Source organism: Acinetobacter sp. VT 511 (assembly GCF_001077515.1).
In the GTDB taxonomy this organism is placed as follows: Bacteria; Pseudomonadota; Gammaproteobacteria; order Pseudomonadales; family Moraxellaceae; genus Acinetobacter; species Acinetobacter schindleri.
In genome coordinates this window covers 1-20,153 of sequence record NZ_LFRE01000041.1, presented here as the reverse complement: position 1 = coordinate 20,153, position 20,153 = coordinate 1, and the positions used below count along the sequence as shown (strand labels likewise).

General features: G+C 42.7%; 17 protein-coding genes. 7 read left to right on the top strand and 10 right to left on the bottom strand.

What is annotated here, in order from left to right; all coding sequences use genetic code 11:
* Positions 1-234: 234 nt before the first annotated feature.
* From ACS72_RS03075 to ACS72_RS03045, 7 genes are all read right to left on the bottom strand, one after another.
* Positions 235-498 carry a YdcH family protein gene (locus ACS72_RS03075; protein ID WP_008303905.1) on the bottom strand — a complete coding sequence of 88 codons (264 nt, stop codon included), beginning with the start codon at positions 496-498 and terminating at the stop codon, positions 235-237.
* Positions 499-580: 82 nt separating this feature from the next.
* Entirely contained in the window at positions 581-910 is a 330-nt protein-coding gene (locus tag ACS72_RS03070) for a chaperone modulator CbpM (RefSeq protein WP_008303908.1), read from the bottom strand.
* 506 nt (positions 911-1,416) lie between these two features.
* A complete protein-coding gene (locus ACS72_RS03065) occupies positions 1,417-1,878 on the bottom strand; it encodes a DUF2147 domain-containing protein (RefSeq protein WP_048881190.1) in 462 nt (153 codons plus the stop codon).
* A gap of 194 nt (positions 1,879-2,072) precedes the next feature.
* Positions 2,073-2,537, bottom strand: coding sequence for a DUF2147 domain-containing protein (locus tag ACS72_RS03060; RefSeq protein ID WP_081405818.1), 465 nt, complete (start codon positions 2,535-2,537; stop codon positions 2,073-2,075).
* A gap of 458 nt (positions 2,538-2,995) precedes the next feature.
* Positions 2,996-3,871: an Hsp33 family molecular chaperone HslO gene (hslO, locus tag ACS72_RS03055; RefSeq protein ID WP_004813475.1), complete on the bottom strand. Its 876-nt coding sequence runs from the start codon at positions 3,869-3,871 to the stop codon at positions 2,996-2,998.
* A 50-nt stretch (positions 3,872-3,921) separates the two neighbouring features.
* A complete protein-coding gene (locus ACS72_RS03050; RefSeq protein ID WP_048881188.1) occupies positions 3,922-5,775 on the bottom strand; it encodes a cation:proton antiporter in 1,854 nt (617 codons plus the stop codon).
* 41 nt (positions 5,776-5,816) lie between these two features.
* Positions 5,817-8,054 (bottom strand): primosomal protein N', encoded by a 2,238-nt coding sequence (locus ACS72_RS03045; protein ID WP_048881187.1) that lies wholly within the window; start codon positions 8,052-8,054, stop codon positions 5,817-5,819.
* A gap of 135 nt (positions 8,055-8,189) precedes the next feature.
* On the opposite strand from ACS72_RS03045, the gene gspF reads away from it, so the two are divergent.
* From gspF to ACS72_RS03030, 3 genes are all read left to right on the top strand, one after another.
* Positions 8,190-9,395, top strand: a complete 1,206-nt coding sequence (gene gspF / locus ACS72_RS03040) for a type II secretion system inner membrane protein GspF (RefSeq protein WP_048881186.1) — start codon at positions 8,190-8,192, stop codon at positions 9,393-9,395.
* 88 nt (positions 9,396-9,483) lie between these two features.
* A complete protein-coding gene (gspG, locus tag ACS72_RS03035) occupies positions 9,484-9,951 on the top strand; it encodes a type II secretion system major pseudopilin GspG (protein WP_227499334.1) in 468 nt (155 codons plus the stop codon).
* 284 nt (positions 9,952-10,235) lie between these two features.
* On the top strand, positions 10,236-10,571 hold the full coding sequence (locus ACS72_RS03030; protein WP_048881185.1) for a hypothetical protein: 336 nt from the start codon (positions 10,236-10,238) through the stop codon (positions 10,569-10,571).
* Positions 10,572-10,758: 187 nt separating this feature from the next.
* Here the strand turns inward: ACS72_RS03030 and lnt are convergent, their stop codons facing one another.
* Both lnt and ACS72_RS03020 read right to left on the bottom strand, forming a co-directional pair.
* On the bottom strand, positions 10,759-12,321 hold the full coding sequence (lnt, locus tag ACS72_RS03025; protein ID WP_048881184.1) for an apolipoprotein N-acyltransferase: 1,563 nt from the start codon (positions 12,319-12,321) through the stop codon (positions 10,759-10,761).
* Positions 12,318-13,157 (bottom strand): HlyC/CorC family transporter, encoded by an 840-nt coding sequence (locus ACS72_RS03020; protein WP_004813460.1) that lies wholly within the window; start codon positions 13,155-13,157, stop codon positions 12,318-12,320. The genes lnt and ACS72_RS03020 overlap by 4 nt, the downstream gene beginning before the upstream one ends.
* Positions 13,158-13,358: 201 nt before the next feature.
* Here ACS72_RS03020 and tusA point away from each other — a divergent pair, with 201 nt between their 5' ends.
* From tusA to ACS72_RS03000, 4 genes are all read left to right on the top strand, one after another.
* Positions 13,359-13,616, top strand: coding sequence for a sulfurtransferase TusA (gene tusA / locus ACS72_RS03015; RefSeq protein WP_004813458.1), 258 nt, complete (start codon positions 13,359-13,361; stop codon positions 13,614-13,616).
* Between the two features lie 249 nt (positions 13,617-13,865).
* Positions 13,866-16,682, top strand: coding sequence for a type VI secretion system Vgr family protein (locus ACS72_RS03010; RefSeq protein WP_048881183.1), 2,817 nt, complete (start codon positions 13,866-13,868; stop codon positions 16,680-16,682).
* A 9-nt stretch (positions 16,683-16,691) separates the two neighbouring features.
* Positions 16,692-18,224, top strand: coding sequence for a hypothetical protein (locus ACS72_RS03005; protein ID WP_048881210.1), 1,533 nt, complete (start codon positions 16,692-16,694; stop codon positions 18,222-18,224).
* A gap of 23 nt (positions 18,225-18,247) precedes the next feature.
* On the top strand, positions 18,248-19,198 hold the full coding sequence (locus tag ACS72_RS03000; RefSeq protein WP_048881182.1) for a hypothetical protein: 951 nt from the start codon (positions 18,248-18,250) through the stop codon (positions 19,196-19,198).
* Between the two features lie 160 nt (positions 19,199-19,358).
* On the opposite strand, the gene ACS72_RS02995 is transcribed toward ACS72_RS03000, so the two are convergent.
* A partial coding sequence (locus ACS72_RS02995; RefSeq protein WP_048881181.1) for an electron transfer flavoprotein-ubiquinone oxidoreductase occupies positions 19,359-20,153 on the bottom strand: 795 nt, incomplete at its 5' end.

The following is a 20,153-nucleotide window of genomic DNA, read 5'->3' as shown; positions in this document are numbered from 1 at the left end:
CAAATTAAAGTTAATTGAATTTGCTGTCAGCGGAGATGTGATCTAAACAATACTGAATTGATTATTTCGCTTATGAACAAAATATCATCCACTAAATTATTTAGACCACCTTAGGTTTCTGGCATTTTTATAGAGGCAGGAAGTAAGATACTAATAATTCTCCAGCTTATGCTTAAAATCACTTTTGGATTCTTATAACATGAGTTGCCTGCTTTTAGTCTTAACTATCCTGAATCAGGTCAAAGGATCTGCCTCTGAATTCTTGAGTAGTCTGTAAATCTCATCTTTTAGCTTTAATTTTTTTCGCTTGATTGCTTCGATGTCTGTATTAACAAGATTTACCGGGTCTAATGCCAGCTGTGCAATCTGTCGATCCAATTCATCATGTTCCTCAAAAATACGGGCGAAATACGGATTTTCATCCCGGAGCTGGGTAATAAGGTCGCGATATTCGGGGAACATGTACTTTAATTTTTTATTGCAATCTCTGGTTTTCATAATCAGTTATAAACTCAAAAAAATAATGTAAGAATCCCCGAACCATCTCAGTTTCAGCCGAGATAGACCAGGGAGGGGGAGGTTATTTGAAGTGCAGATGCTTCACTTCACGACGTAGCTGTTGAACTTCATCAATCAGATCCAGCATCATGGCGACAGCACTAAAAGATGCATCAAAATCACGTTGTAAGCGGTACGCCCGTTGTGCTCGGGTAACATCTTCACCAATGAAATGATAGGAAGTGTTACGACTACGGTTAGGTAAAATGCCATGTTCCATCAGCTGCATTACCCATTCCGGGCTTTGCCCGCATGCTTCTGCAAAATGGCTGAGATCAAATTGATGGTCATCCATGATTTCTGAGGGGATAAAACCCTGAGAAAAATTTTCTTTATATTGAATGGTGGTCATGGCCTGCTCCTTAAATATCCAGACTAAAGTCATTGCTGTGAATCAGATCGGGGGCATGTAGTAATAGATAGGATTGGAGATAATGCCTGAGATCAGATTTCCCATGATTCAATATATGCGTGGCAGTCGTGCAAAAACTGCTGGAGGTACAAAACCTGTTTAAATTTAAGTTAGGCAAGTGATGAGCTAAAAGTGGCTGATATCTGCCACGCAATAGCAACTGTTTTGCCGAACATTGGTCGAAAATAGTTTCGGATGCATCACCATATTGCTTATTTTTATTTTTGGACACTCCTATGCCGTGACCCGCTTTTAATAAAGAGTCAGGTAATCGTTGAAGCATATAGGTATATGATCTGAACATAGTAAATGGATAAAAAATAACCGTGTTCGATCCATTATTCTGAGTTTTAATGCACTACAACAGTGAAGATTTGTACCTTATTGTTTCAAATCATGACAATAAAAAAGCCTCCGAGTAGAGGCTTTTTAAAAGGCTAACTAAATTAGTGTTTTATCCAAGTTACGCTGCGTCCAATTACGGAAACGCCTACATAACCGCGTAGAGTTAAGCGTTTACCATTAGCGTTCAAACGTGCTTTACCTTTATAGATCTTGCCCCCAATAGGATCCAAGACTTGACCATTGATGTATTCATTTGGCTTATTTGGATTTTGTTTAAAATTCCAAATAAAAGGTAAGCCAATGAATGGCTTACCTTTGAGCTTGCCAGGGCAGTTATGGCAAATAACTTGTTTTTCGGCACCTGGTAGACTCCGGGTTTCGACAATAATCCCTTCATAGGTGCCATCAGGTTTTTTGCGGATTTCGACATCTGCACGTGAATAGCCACTTTGGTCATCTACAGTCTTCCATATTCCAATCAATGGATCTACATTGGCTAAACTGCATACTGATACGGTTGCTAAAGAAATCCCCATACATAAAGCGCGTACTAATTGTTTCATATCCATCCTAGGAAATTATCGTGTTTTGAAAATAGATTTATTGCTCTAATTTATAAATAATAACTTTATAAATCAATTTATTATTTTGTGATGAAAGTTGTTTTAATATGGGTTAAATGAACGAAGAATCATGTTTTATCGAAAATGTTTGAAGCTTGTCTAAGTCATATCGCATGACTTGAACAAGGTAATTTTCAGTTTTTGATCCAGGTCATATTACGCCCGACTGGAGCTCCTTCAGTTCGGCTATGAATTGCCAGATGTCGACCATTATTTTTCAGACGTGCACGTGCCTGATATAGTTTTCCCGAGATGGGGTCGAGCAGGGTGCCATTAATAAATTCATTGGTCTTTTCTGGATGACTGCTCAGACCCTTAAGCATGGTCAGTCCAACCAGAGGCTGATCCTTGAGAGAGCCGGTGCATTGAGTACAGTTTTGTTGTGGAACCGCCCCCGGAACCTCACGTACATTTACAATTTTGGCCATATAACGATCTTTAGCATCCTTGCTGATGATGACATCTGCCAGAGAATAACCGGTACGGTCATCAATGGTTTTCCATTGTCCAAGCAGTGGATCATTGTTGGCAGATACTGACAGGCTAATCATGCTTGCTGCTGCAACAATCATGGAACAGAACAGTTTAAATTTCATCACACATTCCCCAAGTATTAAAAATGCTTCTAAAATCTTAAAGGCATAAAAATATTATGGGATTAATATAGCGTGAAAAATCTACTAATTACCAGTGAATAATCAAATATCTTCAAGAAAAATTAAAACCTGAATTGATCAACAATCACATTAATTGAGGAATGTGGGACGTGGTGAGTATTTGATGGATCAGCAGATTAAAAAGGGAAAGAGACAGAAAGCTGGTTAAATAATTAGCTCAGACAGCTTTGGAAGTCAGGATTAATCAATAGCGGATTGAGTTTATATTCATTAAGAATAGAGTGGGGCCAAGTATTGGTATTTCCATATAGCTGTGTAGAGCTGAAGGATATGGTAAGTTTCAAATTAAAAATATTTATTCTTCATGGAAAAGAAAACTCTGGATTTATAAAAATAAAAGCACTCCTATTGAGTGCTTTTATTAACAAAGATACCTGTAATTAACTAAGGTGCTCACCGAACAGACCTAAAGCTTCTTCAGCAGTAAAGGTGTATTGGCTGTTACAGAACTGACAATCCATTTCAATTGGATTCTGGAATTCTAAAGTTTCACGAACAGATTCAACCCCGATCTGTTGCAAGGCAATGGCACAGCGTTCTTTAGAACAGGTACAACCGAATTTCAGCTGTTCTGCTTCAGGCAAACGAACTTGTTCTTCGTTATATAAACGATAGAGGATTTCATTGGTATCCAGGCTAACCAGTTCTTCTGCTTTCAAGGTTTCAGTCAACATGGTCACTCGTGGCCACAAATCTTCATCCACATAGCGTTGTTCTTCTTCACTATTACGTGGTAGAAGCTGGATCAGCAAGCCACCTGAACGCTTCTGGTCACTTGCCAGCACAATACGGGTTGGAATCTGCGCAGACAGATCATAATACTGCATCAGGCATCCCGCCAGATTATGTTTATCCAGTGGTACGATACCTTGGTAACGCTCACCGACTTCAGGCTCAATATTGATAAACAGTACAGGACTGATCAGGGCTTTTAGAACTGTACTGCTGTCTTCTGCCACCTGAAAACGGGGATCTTCCTCATAATCAGCCAACGCACGCACTTCACCACGATGGTTACATTCCGCCATCGCCCATTTAAACGTGCCAGTAGCCTGAATCTGCAGACTGATGCGTCCCTTGATTTTTAACGTACTTGCCAATAGGGCAGTCGCACTGAGCATCTCGCCCAAAAGGATTTGTACGGCAGGAGCATAGTCGCGCTGCGCTAAAATTGTTTGTAAAGCTTCTTGAAGATGCACTACTTCACCACGAACAGGGCTATCCTCAATAAAAAAGCGTTGGCGTAAATCAGACATAAAATTCTCCATAACCCTGCTTTAATGGTGACACTATTGTAAAACACAAGTTATGACAGATCATCTGTTATGGTATCAATTCCTGTGCCGTTGATATTCTGTTGCTTCTGTATTGGATTTATTACACTTTTACGATGTTGATCCTGTTCGAACAGGTAGCTTAACTCAGCCATGCTGCTGTGGTGTTGAGCATATAATGACTCAGAACCAGATTCCGCCTGCTGTTCTGCTTTTAATACAGTTTCATCATACTGACGGAACTGTAGAATTGTCTGCTCAGCGAGTTCTACAGATTGATGGGTTGCTGCCAGTAATGACTGTGTCAGCGCTAAAGCAGAAAGATAAGTTTCACGGAAAACATTTTCCACACCCAGTTCATGCAGCAAATGTGCATGATGGCGATCACGCGCGCGTACCCACAATTTCAGATCCGGGTAATTCCAGCACAAATGACGTACGACCAGCAAAGAATCCTCAATATCATCAATCGCGACAATTACCTGATCTTTGGAAGTAATATTTGCCAGTTGTAGTGCCGTGGTTTCAGTTGCATCTGCCTGAAAGAAAGGAATAGCTTGATCTTTGAGTAGGTCACTTGCTTCAACCATATTGTCCATCACACTAAAGCTCAGACCTTGCTGATGAAGTACACGCGCTACGATTTGCCCAAAGCGACCAAAACCAATCAGTAAAATCGGTGTAGTGGCTAAAGGCTCTACCTGGATATCAAAGTCTGCGACCAGATGATGTGAGCGATTTAATCGCGGTAAGATTTGTTGATCGAGCAACCAGTAGAGCACTAGTGTCATTAACATGGATAACGCCAGCATACATAGCAATGGCGATAACAAGCTGATATCTAAGATGGTATGGGTAACTGCAATAGTGAGTAACACAAAAGCGAACTCACCGCCTTGGGCCAGGCTAACCGCGGTTAAGGTGCTGGTACGCCAGCTATTCTGATAATAACGGGCAATTGCCAGACTGAGCACAAATTTACTCAATATGATCAGTACGGCGCCACCAATGATCAGTCCAGGCATCTGCAAGACATCACTTAGCTGAATCGCCAGGCCAATACTGATAAAACACAAACCGATCAATATGCCATGAAAAGGCTGAATGGCATTTTCGACGTGTGGTCTGAAATCGGAATCTGCCAGCAGAATTCCGGCAAATAAGGCTCCTAAATATAGTGTTAGTCCCAGTGTCTGCATCAGTACCAACAAGCCGAGGATTACAAAAATTGCCACCAAAGCATGCAGGTCATGGCTGCTGCTTCTGGCAATCCAGCGATACAGGGGTTGCATCAAATAGCGGTTACACAGGAACAGTCCGGTAAAGGTTGCCATAATGGCAGCAAAGTAAGCAACGCCATGTTCAGTCGAACTTACTCCGGAAAATAGTGGAATAATGGCAATTAGTGGAATTAGCAGCAGGGCTTGAATTAATAAACTGATATAACTGAGCTGACCATGGGAAGTCGCGAGCTGCTCCTGTCGCATCAGATGTTGAATACTCAGTGTCATCGCAGACAGGCTGCCAGCCAGCCCAATGACGACACTGGTGATGAGACTTTGCTGTAAAAAAATGGCAGAACATAAGCTCAGAATGGCGCCTGACCCCAAGACCAGTGCAGCAGTTGAGATCCAGGCAGAATGAGGCATCTGGATGAAGCGTTGTGGCCGTAGTTGTAAACCTACCCAGAACAGCAGAGACAGGATACTGATTTGCATTAGCATCGAACGAAGTTGGGGATCAGTAACGAGATTCAGGGTTTCAGAACCGAGCACAAGGCCCGTCAATAAATAACCCAGCACTGCTGGCAGTTTCAAATAGCGGGTGATTGGCACAATCAGCAATGCTGCCACCAGAATTAATGTAATTTGCAACAGTATCGACATGTTCAACCTTAAATCTTATTTCCGTATTGCAGCTTGCAGGACTAGCTCAGTTCTTGTGGATCGACATCCAGGCTTAACTTCATTGAGGAAGGCTTGTCTTGCAGCATGGCTTGCCACCATGCCCTGACATAATAGTGCAAACGTGGACGGTCTGCAGACAGTAGTACCATATGTGATTGGTAACGGCCCGCCTTGCGTTCCATTGGTGCTGGAATAGGTCCCCAGATCTCCAGTTGTAGATCCTGATACTGCCTTAAGAAGGCAGCATGTTTCTGTAAGAACTCTGTATTTAATGCCTGATCACGTGATTCGCAACGGATCATCACTGCATAGCGATAGGGTGGCATGCGGGCAATCTGACGCTGCTCTAAGGTCTGTTTGGCAAAAGCCCGGTAGTTATCTGTCACCAAGGTATTTAGCAAAGCATGGTCAGGACGTAAGGTCTGTAGATAGACATCACCTTTATGCTCGCCACGACCGGCACGACCAGCCACCTGTACAATCAGTTGGGCAGTACGTTCGGTGGCACGGAAGTCCACACTGAGCAGACCAGAATCAATATCTAAAATAGCGACCAGTGTGACATAGGGGAAATGGTGACCTTTGGCCAGCATTTGCGTACCGAGCAAAATCGCCGGTTCACTTTTCTGAATCTTGTCATAGATTTTCTGCCAGCTACCGACCCGACTGGTAGAGTCACGATCTACCCGAATGACTTCATGATCGGGAAAGAGTTCATTCAATTGCTCTTCGACCTTGCCGGTTCCCATGCCGAGTGTTTTGAGTTCAGTATGATTGCAGCTTGGACAATGATCTGGCATACGGTGCAGGGTGCCACAATGGTGACAATGCAAATGTTGATATGGCTGACGGTGTACAGTGAAATTGGCATCACAGTTTGGACACTGTGCCTGCCAGCCACAGCTGTCACAAATCAAAACGGGTGCATAACCACGGCGGTTCAGGAACACCAGTACCTGTTCCTTTTTTTCCAGACGTTTGCGTATTTCCTGAATCAGATGCAGGCTGATGCCATGCTGTTTCTGTGCCACCTTTAAATCTAGAATATGAATCTTTGGCATTAAGGCTGTACCAGCACGCTGGTTGAGTTCCAGTACCTGCATTTTGCCATTGGCAACCAGTGCATAGGTATCGATACTGGGTGTGGCAGAGCCCAGAAGCACCGGACATTGCTGCAAATGCCCGCGATAAAGCGCAACATCTCGGGCATGATAACGGAAGCCTTCCTGCTGTTTAAAAGACAGATCATGTTCCTCATCCAGGATGATCAATCCTAGATTGGGCATCGGGGTATAAATGGCAGAACGGGTACCCAGCACAATCGAGGCTTTACCGGTTTCTGCGGCTTGCCAGGCTTGCAGACGTTTCGAGTCATTTAAACCAGAATGTAACAAGGCAATATGACAATGGAAACGTGACTGGAACCGGCTAATGGTTTGTGGCGTCAGGCCAATTTCCGGTACCAGCACTAAAACCTGTTTTCCCTGTTTCAGCACCTTTTCCATGATCTGCAAATAAACTTCAGTCTTGCCGCTGCCGGTCAGACCATCCAGTAAAAAGGCCTGATATTTATTTTTAAATTTCAGCACCTGCTGAATGGCATGTTGCTGTTCCGGATTGGCTGTAAGCGGCATTTGTGCCAGTTGAACAGGCTGCGGGCTGAAATCCTGGGGTTCCAGCACGCATTCACAAATTCCTTTTTTCTCTAAAGCTTTTAGGGTGGCTGTCTCGATCCCTGCCAGGTTCAGTACAGTTTCAGTAGTACCGACTGGATGCAATTTTAAAATTTTATAGGCTTCCTGCTGACGCTCGGAACGGCGTACCTTGGCTTCTGCCTGGTCATCTAACAGTTTCCAGTTCCGGGCCAGCAGGTTATAGGGCTTACCCTGACGTAATAAGGTTGGTAAGGCACTTTGCACCACTTCACCAATCGGGAACTGGTAATACTGCGCTGACCAGTTCAGCAGATTCAGTACCTTGTCATCAATGAGCGCCCGGTCATCCAGTAATTCAGTAATCTCTTTAAGTTTAAAACTGGAATCTAGCGGAGTGTCTGGCGGCAGCTTTTCCATAATGACCCCAACCAGATTCTGCCGGCCGAAAGACACTGCCACGCGCGCACCAACCTCAGCCTGCTGATATTGTGCCGCACTTAAACTGTAATCAAAACAGTCAAACAGATGAACAGGAACAGCAACACGAACACGATAAACTGAAGGAGTTGAGGCTGGGTGATCTGAGATGGGCAAGTGAGGCATCCTGATGAATTTTCGTCGTGCTAAAAAGGCAGTTGTGTTAGAGTGAGCAGATATTTTATATCTAAGAATATGAATGATTTTGATGGTCTGACGCAACTGCGTTGGGGCAAATTTTTGGAAAATTAGAGCATTACAATGCCAGCATATCAATTTATCGCGCTTGATGCTTCGGGTAAGCAGCAAAAAGGCGTACTGGAAGGGGACTCTGCACGTCAGATCCGTCAGCAACTTCGGGACAAAGCCTTGATTCCGGTGTCTGTTGATCCAGTCGAGCAAAAGGACAAGCATTACCGGCCGCGCTGGTTTGAAAAAAGCCTTACAGCTTATGACCTGGCACTGATGACCCGGCAACTCTCCGTTCTGGTTGCTGCCGGTATTCCGCTGGAAGAAGCCATTCGCGCCGTCGGTAAACAGAGCGAAAAGGTACATGTACAGAACCTGCTGATGTCGGTGCGTTCCAAGGTGCTGGAAGGGCATAGTCTGGCACAGGGCTTGCAGCAATCCGGCCGCTTTCCGGAACTGTATATTGCAACCATTGCTGCCGGTGAACGTTCCGGACATCTGGACCTGATTATGGATCAGCTGGCGGACTATACCGAAAACCGCTTTGCCATGCAGAAAAAAATTCAGGGGGCGATGATTTACCCGATTATTCTGCTGCTGATGTCCTTTGCTATTGTGATGGGCCTGATGACCTATGTCGTTCCAGACATTGTCAAAACCTTTGACCAGAGCAAAGATGCTTTGCCATGGATTACGGTCGCGTTGATGAAAGCCAGTGAGTTTATCCGGATGGCTTGGCCTTTCATGTTGGCTGGTAGTGCCGTTGCTATTTTCCTGCTGGTGCGTTTTCTACGCACCACCGCAGGACATTATGCTTTTGACCGCCTGACCTTGAAATTACCGCTATTTGGCAAACTATCACGTGGGATTAATGCGGCACGCTTTGCCAGTACCCTGTCCATTTTGACCCGTTCTGGGGTGCCGCTGGTCGATGCCTTAAAGATTGGTGCGGCAGTCAGCAATAACTGGGTCATTCGTGATGCCGTTAATCTGGCAGCAGAAAAGGTGACTGAAGGCGGTAACCTGGCGACCCAGCTGGAGCGTAGTGGTTATTTCCCACCGATGATGGTACAAATGATTCGAAGTGGTGAAGCTTCCGGTGAACTGGACCGGATGCTGGACCGGGCATCGACCATGCAGGACCGTGAAGTGACTACACTGATTTCGACGTTACTGGCTTTGCTGGAACCTCTTATGCTGGTGCTGATGGCAAGTATTGTGTTAGTAATCGTAATTGCGGTGATGCTGCCAATTGTGAATATGAATAATATGATTTAAATAAAGTGTGGGTAGAATTCCAATTATAAGCCCAAACAGATTTTCAAAATTAAGCAATGAGAGACATGGAGTGAAAAGGACTGAGATGATGAATGAACAGCCAGATTCTTTAAAAACAGGCTCAGGTATGACGCGTATCAAACATGCTTCGGGTTTTACCCTGATCGAAGTAATGGTCGTGATTGTGATCCTGGGCGTATTGGCTGCACTGATCGTACCTAACGTGATGGGCCGTGGTGAGAAGGCAAAAGTTGATACTACGGTGATCAAACTGCAAAGCGTGGCCGGGTCTCTGGACCAGTACAAGCTGGATAATGGTAAGTATCCAAGTATGCAGGAAGGTGGTTTAGATGCTTTAGTCAACAAACCTGCGTCTGCAAAAAACTGGTTACCGGGTGGCTATGTCAAAGGCGGTTATCCGAAAGACAGCTGGGATAATGAATTGCAATATGTCATTCCTGGTACGGATGGACGTTCATTTGACCTTTATTCATTTGGTGCCGATGGCCAGTCTGGCGGTGAAGGCACAGATGCGGATATTTATTATCAGCCTTAATTGAGAATCATTATAAATTTCTTCTTTATGGAATATATCACTTCATTTAATTGGGTATCTCAATACTAAGTGAAGTGATAATAACTCTTAATACATAAATATAATCTAAACACATGAATTTAAAATTAATTTTATAATCCATTCTATTTGATAGTCATAATAAGAAGTATTCCCATGTTTATCGATTACAATTATCGTAAAATATGAATAAATATAGACTTTTCATTTCCATAAAAAAGCTCATAATGATTTCTATGGCACAAATTCGGCCAAAGGAGATAGGTATGAAAGCATTAATCATAAGAGATGAAATAAATCAGTTTCATTGGACAATGCTGAAATCTGTCTTTTTGGTTCTAAGCATTCTTCCGGTGAGCCAAGCAGTTTTGCATTTGTGGCAAAGCACCGAAGGTAGCAGCCAGATCATGGTAGGTTTCTTTGCATTGAGTCTGATGAGCAGCCTGTTAGCTTTGTGCTTCTGGTCGGCATTAAAAGCCAGCGTCATGGAGGTGAAACAGGAAGGAATTTCATCCTTTGAGCGTGGCGTGGTTCAGCTCTACCGTTTTCTGCCGATGCTATCATTGGCCAGTATGATGTCCTATCTTGCTGTACAGATTTAATTATTTTCTCAATAAAAAAACCGGGGCATAAGCCTCGGTTTTTTTATTTTAAAATTATGCATAAAACTTCCTCTCCCTCTGAGAGAGGATTAAGAAGAGGATATAAATTTACCTCTCCCTAACCCTCATTTGCGCTAATTTAAAAAGCAGTGCTTTAAAATTAGCTCAGGACAGGGAACTTAAGAAATTATCTTCTCGACTTAAAGCTGACATCCACTTTACGTGGGCGGAAACGCCATCCAAGTAATAACAGCAGGGCTGAGAGAATCAGCACAGGCCAGTCACTCAGTTTGGTATACAGCGTTTCACCCTGCATTGCTGGCAACTCACCGCGTAATACCGCTTCTTGATCCATAGGCGCACGTTTCACGATATGACCATTATGATCAATAAAGGCGGTTACACCGGTATTGGTAGCACGAATAAACCAGCGACCATTTTCCTTGGCTCGCATTTGCACCATTTGCAGGTGTTGCTGCGGTCCGGCAGTTCCAGTAAACCAGGCATCATTAGATACCGTTACCAGAAAGTCACTTTGACTGGCATTGCGACGGGTCAGATTCGGATAAGCGACTTCATAGCAAATCGCAGAGCCCAGATGCTGATTTTTGATATTTAGCGGTTGCTGATCATTTGCCCCACGAGAAAAACCGCTCATAGATGGATCATTTTGCAAAGCGGGAAGTACCCAGCTGAGCGCGCCGGAAAGTGGGATGTATTCACCAAATGGCACCAGGCGCTGTTTCTTGTACAGCCCACTCGCTTCATCACCGCTGGCCATGATGCTGTTGTAATACTTCGGTGTGCCTTCGGCTTGGGATTCTTTCAGATCCCAATAAGGAATACCGGTAACCCAGGAGCTTCCTGATTTCTCTGCCTGTGCTTTCATCGCATCCAGGAAATCAGGAATATCGGCCTGAAACATCGGAATCGAAGATTCTGGCCACACGATCAAATCACGACCCCATTCGGTTTTGGTCAGATTGGCATAGATCAGCAGGGTTTTAACCTGATATTCGGTCAACCATTTCAAATCTTGTGGAATATTACCCTGAATCAGGGACACGCTGAGTGGCTTAGTGCCTTCTTTCTGTTCTACAAAAGTCAGTTGCGAAGCTCCCCAGGCACCTAGCAAGAGCAGCAGGGAGGGGATTGCCCAGAACACACGACGATTAAGAATCTCAACCAAAGCACAAGCTAGTAGGATCACCACGAAGGATACGCCAAACACACCGAAGAGTGGCGCATAGCCATCCAGCAAACGTTCGGTAAAGGCATAGCCGGCAAATAGCCATGGGAAACCTGTAAAGACCCAAGTCTTCGCCCATTCAAACAGTACCCACAATGGCGCAAAGGTCAGAGGGGTTTCCGGAAAGAAGCGACGGTAGATAAAGGTCTGTACTGCGGTAAATAGACCCATGACCAAGGCCATGATCAGAATCATCACGACACTAAGGAATGAGCTGGTATCACCATATTCATGGATTGAGGTATACAGCCAGAATGCACCGACAAACCATAAACCAATGCCATAAGCCCAGCCAATACCAAAAGCCTGTTTGGCACTGCGTTTACGCAGACAAGCATAAAGCAGCGCCGGAGACAGGATGGCCAACCACCAATAGTGGTACGGCGCCAGTGCAAAACTGAAGATGGCACCGGAAAATAAAGACAGCAGCAGTGGATAGATCAGTGGAAGTTGCTCAGAACTTTCAGACAGCTTCAACAACTTGTCGAAATGTGCCCTCATTGGCGCACAGCCCGAATCGAGTGAATAGAACGAGCATCCGCTTCCAGAATGGTAAAGATCCAATTTCCAAGCTCAATCACCTGACCTTCTAAATCGCTCACCAATCCGATTTCCTGCAATAACAGGCCACCCATGGTTTCTACTTCATCATCAGAAAAGTCGGCATCGAGCATATTGTTAAAATGCTCAATTGGAGTCAGTGCTTGCACAATCCAGGTATTGGCTGTGGTCGGATCATTGTCGGGAACAATATACAATGCTTCTTCATCAGCAATATCATGTTCATCTTCAATTTCACCGACAATCTCTTCCAGAATGTCTTCTAATGTCACCAGACCAGAAGTGGAGCCATATTCATCAATTACGACTGCAATATGGGTCTGGGTATTTTTCAGCATACGCAAAACCTGATCTGAACGTGCACTTTCAGGTACGAACAGTGGCTGGCGCATTAAGGCACGGATATCCACCTTAGAAGTCGGTTCGGTCAGGAAAGGCAGCAAGTCTTTGGCAAGCAAAATACCCACCACATTATCAGGCTGATCTGATGAAAATACGGGAAAGCGTGAATGCGCTGATTCTACCAAAACATGCAGAATATCAAGAAGCTGGTCATCTTCCTGTAAGCTGATCATGGAAGTGCGTGGTGTCATCACTTCACGAATTTTGGTCGCTGGAAGGTCGAGTACGCCTTCTAGCATCGCTACAGTATCGGGTTCTAGAAATCGACGTGAATCTTGTACTAGTTTTAGCAGTTCGTCGCGAGTTTCGGGAGCGGTTCCCAGCCATTTGCGTAAGCCGCGCATACCCCACGACGGGCCTGATTCCTCGTGCATGATCTTTCCTAAAAACTCTTAATATCTAAAAAAATGTAATTTTATCATACCGCAGAAAATGCAGTTGTCTATTGCAATTATTTAAGGCGACCGTGACTGTCGCAGTCAACTACTTAAAACGAAAATGGCAATAAAGCCAGTCATGGGTATAGACACATGTTTATGTTAAAATAACCTGGTCTTTCCCTCCTGAGTCTGCCGATGTCTGAAGCTGAAATTACTCCTAGCCTGCAACTAAATACTCGCGGTTTACGCTGTCCAGAACCTGTGATGATGCTGCATCAGGCGATTCGTAAGTCCAAGTCAGGTGATGTGGTTGAGGTGTTTGCAACGGATAATTCGACTTCATGGGATATTCCAAAATTCTGTATGCACTTGGGGCATGAATTACTGTTACAGGAAGAACGCCTGGATGAAAATGGCAATAAAGAGTTTCATTATCTGGTAAAGAAAGGGTAATAACGTGTTGGGCAGATGAGCTGAATCATTTGCCCTGCTTCGATTAATCAATACTTTCTGGGCGTGAAGCCTATTTCACAATAATAACTTGATTCTAGAAAGATAAAGTTTAAAAAAGCTCATCTCTTTAGCAAGCAAACATATTTTCGCTGGTCAGAGAACAATTGACGCAAATCCATCAGACCAAACTCGCTAGGCTTAATCAATTAAATTTATTATAATGCCGAAAAAATAAGCATAAAAATAAAAATGATCAGAAGTTCTATTGCTCAAATACTCGAACAATTGGGATTAAGCGCACAGAAACGCGCTTTACATATTCAGTTTTCCAATCAACAGCTTAATTCGGAAATCTTTCTGCAGCGTATTGATGGACAGCATGTGCTCAATCAAGGGCTGAAGATTGAACTTATTTGTTTATCTAGTAATGCCCTGATTCCTCTCAAAAGCTTCATAGGCACACAGGTCGCGGTAGATCAGGTGACAGACCAGGGGCAGCTGTTTCGCAGTTCAGGCATTATTACCCGGGCAGTTCAGGGGCAAAGTGATGGCGCATTAACGCTTTATAAACTTACTTTGGAAGATGCCACTTCACTTTGGCATAAACGCCGGAATAGTCGTGTCTTTATGGACAAAAGTGTCCGCGATATTACCAGAATATTATTTGAGGAATGGCAGAGTAAAAGCCCATTATTTGCGGCTGCACTCAAGCTGGATTTATCCGGTTTGCAGCAGACTTATGATGTGCGTCCTTTTAGTATGCAGTCGAATGAAACTGACTATGAATTTTTAACCCGTTTATGGCGCAGTGAAGGTATTAACTGGCTGATTGATGAATCTGAACTATTGCTCCTACATTCCTCTGCACCGATTACAGCACAGAAACTCAGATTGATTGATGATAATAGCCAATATCGGGCTCTAAGCCGCCGGGTAATCCGTTTCCACCGTTCTAGTGCTACCGAACAGACAGATAGCATGACCAGCTTTATTGCAGAGCGAAAATTACAGCCGACTGCTGTACATATCCAGCGCTGGCATGCTGATCGTTTGAGTCAGGAGGAAGGTGCAGGTTCAGTACAAAGCAGGCATCAGCATAGCCAAACTCAGGATAATGCCAGTCTAGGGCTGGAACAGGCGTGGCATATTAGTCCGGCATGGGTCACTGACCTCAAGCATGAAGATCAGGCTACGTCAGCATCAAATGCGCAAATTGAGAAAGTTAACCAGAACCTGCAACATTTTTATGATGTGCAGGCCAAGCAGTTTTTAGCAACATCTACTGTACGTGATGCGCAAGTCGGTTACTGGTTCCGACTAGATCAGCATCCAGAAATTGACCAGCATCAGGCAGCCGATAAAGAATTTCTGATTCTTTCCAAGCAATTCTATAACCAGAATAATTTACCCAAAGACCTGAATGCACAGGTGAATGTTTTAATTCAGCAAAGCCAGTGGCAGCTGACAGAAGTTAAAGATGCTGATGAGCGCCAGACCAATCATTTAGTCTTACAACGTCGCAATATTCCTTTGGTTTCTGAATATCAGCCTTTATTGCATCGACCACCAGCCTGTCCGCAACGGGCAAAAGTAGTCGGGCCAGAAAGTGAAGACATTTATGTGGATGAATGGGGACGCATCAAAATCCGGTTTTTATTCACCCGTCCGGACGATCATACCCATGATAATGGAGCCGGAACAAATGACAGTGATACTGACTCGGCCTGGGTAGATGTTCTCACGCCTTGGGCAGGGGAAGGTTATGGTGTGCGCTTCTTGCCACGCATTGGTGAAATTGTTGTGATCGACTTTTTTGATGGCAATATTGACCGGCCTTTTGTGGTGGGCCGGATTCATGAAGGTCAGCGTTCACCAACAAAATTTGACAAGAAAGGACGCTTACCAGAGACCCAAAAACTTAATGGTATCCGTTCGCAAGAAGTGCAAGGAGAAGGTTTTAACCAGTTACGTTTTGATGATACCACCGGACAGATCAGTGCACAGTTGCATAGCAGCCATGCTGCGAGTCAACTTAACCTGGGTGATTTGAGCCATCCGAAAGAACAGGCTGAAGGTGAGAGGCGTGGAGAGGGATTTGAGCTGAGAACAGACCAGTGGGGGGCAATACGGGCAGGTGAAGGTCTACTGATTTCGACCCATAAACAGCAGGCTGCAAGAGGTTCACATATAGAAGCTGAACCAGCAAAAAGCCAGCTTCAATCAGCTCTACAGGTAAGCCAGGCGCTCAGTGATGTGGCTAAAAATCAGCAAACTGATCCATTGGAAATTTTTGAGAATTTAAAAAGCCTGATTGAGCAGATTGAACAACAGGATCAGAAAAAAGCTGCTGCCTTTAAACAGGCAATCATGATCCTAACGGCACCACAATCGATTGCGCTGAGCACCCAGCAGGACATTCATTTATCTGCTGATGGTCAAATCAGCTACATTGTAGGAGAGAGTATTAACCTGAGTACACAACAATCTTTGATTGCCCATGCCAGCCAGAAACTAAGCCTGTTCGCAGTGCAAGACGGAGCACGTTTATATGCAGGTAAAGGCAAAGTCGAGATTCAGGCACAAGGAGATGGAATAGATGTTATTGCGCGTAAAGGTATCAAAATTATCTCTACTGAAGATCAGATCAAAATTACTGCAGCCAAAAAGATTGTACTAACCGCGGGCGGGTCAAAGATTGAAATCAGTAGTGCGGGAATTTTGTCAACAACGGGTGGTAAGTTTGAGGTAAAGGCGGGGCAGCATTTATTCGTTAAAGGAAGTCAGGTAAATACTTCCTTGCCAGCTTTACCTAGTTTTAAAAATCAGAACTGGATTGCTTTAGAGCATTTGGATGCTGATAATCAGCCATTTTCTAGCGTAGGTTATAAAATATTTTTTGAAGGTAACCAAATCATTGAAGGTCAACTCGATGATCAGGGTAAAGCTCATCATAATAATGTACCTGAAAAGGCGATTAGAGTGGAATATGAGCAGGCTGAGATAATAGATAAACCTTGGGATACTTATGATCTGGTATTAGATCAACTTGATAAAATAGAAGAATAAGTGATAAAAATGGCAGATTTTTTACCTTCGAGACAAGAATTATTAAATGCAATGGCAGCTATAGCTGCTCCTGTGAATAAAGCAATAAAAAAGGGACAAGAAACTTTAACTGATATTGCAGACTGGCTTTGGGTCGTGATTCAAGGGGATTTTGCTGAAGAGCAGAGTACTGCTCAGATTGTTACCGGTACTGTGATCTCTATGATTCCATTTGTAGATCAGATCTGTGATATACGTGACTTATGTGCAAATGCTAAAAAAATTAAAGACGATTTACATAACCCATGGGCATGGATCGGGCTGATATTAACCCTTATTGGATTATTTCCTGTACTAGGTTCCTTATTTAAGGGCATATTTAAAGTACTTTTGGCTCCTATACGTAGATTTATGATGAGACCAGGAGCAAAATTAGTAAAGTTAACCGGCACTAATATTTATAAGTTAGCTGAACCATCTATTGAAAGTGGGATTACTGAATTAAATAAATTTTTAGCACGTCCCGCAGTAAAAAAAGCTTTAAAAGATACCAAGATTACCAATATTTATAAAGCAACAGCTGAAAAACTTAGAGAAATTAAAACTAAATTAACCAAACAAGCATTGCTTGAAGTATTTGATAAATTAATTGGATATTTAAGGCAAACAGTTAACTTTATTGATAAATACGGTAGCCAAATTATTGGACAGAAAGCTCGAAAAATGTTGCAGGATGTATTGGATGTGCGTCAAGCTGCTAACCAAAAATTGGGTGAGTTTTTAAAACCTGTTCAAGATTTTTTAGAAAAGTTGGCTGCTCGAATAGATAAAGAAACAGACCATGCGTATAAAGCAAAAACTAATATTAAAAATTTAACCCAATTTAGAAGAGTATCAGACGATGAAGAGTTAGATGCTTTTAGACAAAGGAAACCTAATTGGGTGCATAAAAAAATTAAAGGTGAAGAATTACCTTTTGAGCCTGCAAGCCAAGACCCTAAAACAGCAAATACTCCTTTGCATCCCAGCTTAGGAGATACCCAGTTAGCCTTAAAAAGCGGCTATTCTCATCCTCTCCAGGGAAAATATAATACTTTTGCTGAAGATATGATTGAAGCTGAAGTTTTTAAAGAAGGCGATGTACTAGTACGTGTAGTCGCACCTGGGAGTTTGGATAATAGTATCTGTTGGATGAGAAAATCTGAGTTTGATAAATTGAAAAGCCGTGAGGAATGGAGAGATAAGTTTGCAGTTTGGGCAAGCTGGAATAGTAATGGGGAATATCTTGAGTATACTGTTCCAAAAGGTCAGAAACTGTATGGTTGGGAAGGTCCAGCAGCCTCTCAACAGCGAGGTGAGTTTTATTTAAAAGGTGGGGGAATACAAATAGTCTTGGATCCTAAAGATTTGATCCCTTCCGGCTTAAGTAAACGTAAATTAACTGGATGGGGGTATGGTACAGATACAATAATTGGTGATTTTTCAATTGTAGGTGTGCCAGCTTTAGAAACACGATTAGGAGATTATACTTTGGCTCCTCGTTCGGAAAATAAATCAAAATAATATATACATTCTAGGTTTTTAATATGAATAATAGCGTCCATCCTAAAGAAGTCTATTTATTGGAAAAATTTAGTTCTTTAGATTTTTTTGAAATAATGAGAAATAATTATCATAATTTTTTAACAGGATTAGAGGGATTATTTGAGCTTTATATTCATAATTTGCCTTATGACTTGAGAACCTTACCTTTTTCAGAGCAGGCAGATATTAATTGGGGAGAAACAGTATTGCCAAATCTAAGAAATACGATGGATCGTATTGATATTGCTTATATAAAAATTAAATCAGGCGATTTTACATATCTTGATTGTGCGGCAGAAATTCGATCAAATGATAAAGGTCTTAGTGAATTTTCTTTCTATTGGATGGATAATTTACCTCATAACAAAGTTAAACAATGTTGGGATTATTACTTAATTTCGAAAAAATACGCTTTAATTATTGAAAAAACATATCCAACATATTGGGATAAAGGGTTCCTTAATAATGAGTTTCCAAAGGCAGAAATATTTAATGGAATAAATATAAAGTTGCCAGGTTCTTATCCTATTTATCGTTTAGATTCAAGAAATATAGTTAGATCTAAAGAAAAAATAAATAAAACAGGGGTTTATGTATGCAATGAATATGATAATAAATTGATATTCCTGGCAAGTAGTAAAGAAGATGATAATGGTTTTGCACCTAGATATGCATGTAGAAATAAGGAAACTAGAGAAAAATTATATTTTGAAACATCTTGGACTTTAATAGAAAGAATTTCAGATCAAGGCGGTACAGTAGAATCTATTGTTATAGAAAATTTAAAAGCTTTAGCAGGCCAAAAATGTCCGAAAACAGGCTATTGGTGGAGTCCCGCAAATCAGTCTAATTCACGGTATTTTACAGAGGGAGATATTTTCCCTAAATTAGAAAGTGATTGGGGCGAAACAATTTGGTATTTAGAAGCAACAAATAAAGATTTAATTGGCTAAAATAAAACAATCGTAACTTGTTTAAATCTAAAAATATTTAGGTATTTAAAAGTATCCTATAAAAATAAACCCGCTTTTGAGCGGGTTTATTTTAATTCATATCAAATTACATATTTGGATATGAGAAGCACTGCTTCGCAAGAATTACCCTAACCTAACATTACATGTTAGGGTAATTAGGACCACCCGCACCTTCCGGTGTTACCCAGGTAATGTTCTGAGAAGGATCTTTGATGTCACAGGTCTTGCAGTGCACACAGTTGGCTGCATTGATCTGGAAGCGTTTTGAACCATCATCATTTTCCATGATTTCATATACACCCGCCGGGCAGTAGCGCTGAGCTGGCTCATCCCATTTTGGCAGGTTCACATTCACTGGAATTGAAGCATCAGTTAGTTTCAAATGCGCAGGCTGGTTTTCTTCATGCACGGTGTTCGATACAAACACTGAAGACAGACGGTCAAAAGTCAGCTTGCCATCCGGTTTTGGATAGTTCGGCTTGAAGTTCACCGCATCAACAGTTTTCAATGTCTTAAAGTCTGGCACCAGGTCATGCAGGGTAAATGGTACTTTAAACACGTTCTGGTCGATAAAGTTGAATGCACCACCCATCCATTGACCAAACTTATGCATTGCAGGGCCAAAGTTACGCGCGCTATACAGCTCTTCTTTCAGCCAGCTGTTGTTGAACTTGTCTGTATAAGCAGTCAACTCTTTTACGAAGAAATCTTCGCCTTCAGTTACACGTGCAACTGCCAGGTCACCGCCTTTCTCTACACCGGCCTTGATTGCTTCAAATACCGCTTCACCGCAGAGCATGCCTGACTTCATCGCAGTATGTGAGCCTTTGATCTTGGCAAAGTTCAGGAAGCCGGCATCATCACCGATTAAAGAACCACCTGGGAAAGTGAATTTTGGTAGTGAGTTAAAGCCACCTTTGGTCACGGCACGTGC